The organism is Deltaproteobacteria bacterium (assembly GCA_018668695.1).
Lineage (GTDB): Bacteria > Myxococcota > XYA12-FULL-58-9 > XYA12-FULL-58-9 > JABJBS01 > JABJBS01.
Genome location: JABJBS010000198.1, coordinates 1 through 2,245, shown reverse-complemented (window position 1 = coordinate 2,245; position 2,245 = coordinate 1). Strand labels below are relative to the sequence as shown.

The 2,245-nt window shown below is 51.4% G+C and carries 2 protein-coding genes; both read right to left on the bottom strand.

Translation table 11 applies throughout. The features are described 5' to 3' along the window. The coding region (gene ilvA, locus HOK28_10500) for a threonine ammonia-lyase, biosynthetic (protein ID MBT6433513.1) at positions 1-881 on the bottom strand (881 nt) is incomplete at its 3' end. 96 nt (positions 882-977) lie between these two features. Further along, positions 978-1,985, bottom strand: a complete 1,008-nt coding sequence (locus tag HOK28_10495; protein ID MBT6433512.1) for a hypothetical protein — start codon at positions 1,983-1,985, stop codon at positions 978-980. Positions 1,986-2,245: the final 260 nt, after the last annotated feature.

Genomic DNA, 2,245 nt, shown 5'->3' with positions numbered 1-2,245 from the left:
GACCAGTTTTTTCTATTGAGCCACTTCTTGGCCCCCTCCAACGCTAAAGCGCCAGCCGGTTCTAATACCGTTCTGGTTTCTTCGAACATGTCTTTAATCGCCGCACAGATCTCATCCGTGTCAACGAGACACACTTCATCGACGTTCTCTTTAGCAATCTTAAAAGTATTATCGCCGATTCGCTTCACGCTTGCGCCGTCGGCAAACAACCCAACGTGCTCAAGGTCTACAGGCTCACCTGCAAGCAATGCTTGATGTAACGTAGGAGAGTCATCTGGCTCCACACCAATCACCATCGTATCCGGTAAGAGCGTCTTCACATATGCAGATACTCCGGCAATCAAGCCGCCACCGCCCACGCAGACAAAAACTGCATCCACATTGCCGTCTAGCTGCCGAAGGAGTTCCATCCCCACCGTGCCCTGCCCCGCAATCACATCCATATCGTCGAACGGGTGGACGAAAGACAAGGAGTGCTCATTAGCAAATTCAAATGCGGCAGCCTTCGCATCATCGAAGCTTTGACCAATCAATTTGGCAGTACCACCCAAAGAACGCACAGCGTCGACCTTGATAGATGGCGTAGATGCCGGCATGAATATCGTAGCCTCGCAACCAAAATGAGCTGCCGCCATCGCCACACCTTGCGCGTGGTTACCTGCGGACGCGGCAACCACTCCCGCAGCTCTCACTTCGGGACTCAGCTGGGCAATTTTATTGAAGGCGCCTCGAAGCTTGAAGGAAAACACGGGCTGCATGTCTTCACGCTTCAAGAAAACTTCGTTGTCCAAATTCTTAGACAAAAGTGGAGCTTTTTCCACCGGAGTCTGTTTCGCCACAGCGTACACCTGAGCTGTGAGAATACGCTTTAATAAATCCATGCTTCACCTACTCCACTCATTCAAACAAACCGATAGAACACTTGCCTGCGATAACCAACTCTTTTTCGAGATTTACTCTATCCGTAAGCTTATAAATCAAAACGAGTCCCATTCCCGCCCTACCGCTATCCATCCTGAAACGGGTGGTATCTTCGCATCCTGTGCTCGGTTTGCCACCGGTGCATAGCCGCTCGATAAATCAAGCCGCCAATCTCCGAGAATCCACCAAAGTGAACCGCCCACCCCAAGTGCTTGTTCGGTGAGTCCTGCACCTTGAGCCAAGTAGGCATAATCTGAAAACACCGACGCTCCATAAGATCGACTGTTATATTCAACACCTACACGGCCGGCTGCATAATACTGTGCCCAAGCTTCTCCCCAAGACCACCCTGCCAATGGAATAGCGTATGGATTCATTCCACCAAATCGAAATCGAATAATTGATGACGAAGTGCCAGAGCTACTCACCAGAAGCCCGCCTCGAAATTCTGCAAACGGTGTAAAGAGCCAAGTCTTTGGATGGTAGAGCAGTTCGGCCTGAAGCCACGGAGTGAGACGCTCGTTGGCATCTGTTAGATAATCAAGCCCGGCTTGCACCCGAGCCTTCAACGGGTCTGTCCAATATCCAATAAAAGTCGCGGAGTTCAATCTCCATGTATTGGCGGGGATATTTTCATCACGAACAACGTCACTTCTCGGCTTGAATTGGTACCGCCGTGCCTCAAGCTGAACCCCGGCATAAAAGTGGGCAGGAAGATAATGCACATATCCTGTACTAAGCTCTCCGTACATCGCAAGAACGCCCTGTTCCGGCGCATACCGTCCCTCTTGCCACGGTGCGATAAAAAGCTCGGCAGCAAATGCGGCAAAACGAGACCCAAGCCACAAACGACCATAACCGAGTTCTCTATTCCAACGCAGGTCTAATGTATCGGTATACAACTGAGCTACAAATTCACCGTGCCTCAGTCCCAAATTAAGAACACCATGAGGCGCCTCGCTGATTTCGCCCCCCGCTTGCACCTTATACTCCCAAGCCGGTTCAGCGGCGGCAGAGAGCAAAAACCACATAGCTGCCAATCCAGCTATTCGTATCAAAATCATGACAACCTCCTTCGATGGTCATTAGAGCGAAGCTTATGCTGATTAAAGTCAGCGACTCCAGCCCGTCTAGTCCTGTAATCGCCGGGCAAAGGCGGCCGCACTTGAGGAGAGTGGTCGACCACGCTTACTGATAACCGCCAACTCGCGGCTTATGTTGAGTCCAGTGACCTCCACCGCCTGAAGGTGACTATCGGCGCTACGTAGACTAAGCGTACTCACAAACCCTAGACTGCGGGTCGAGCTGACCATCTGCAAGATGG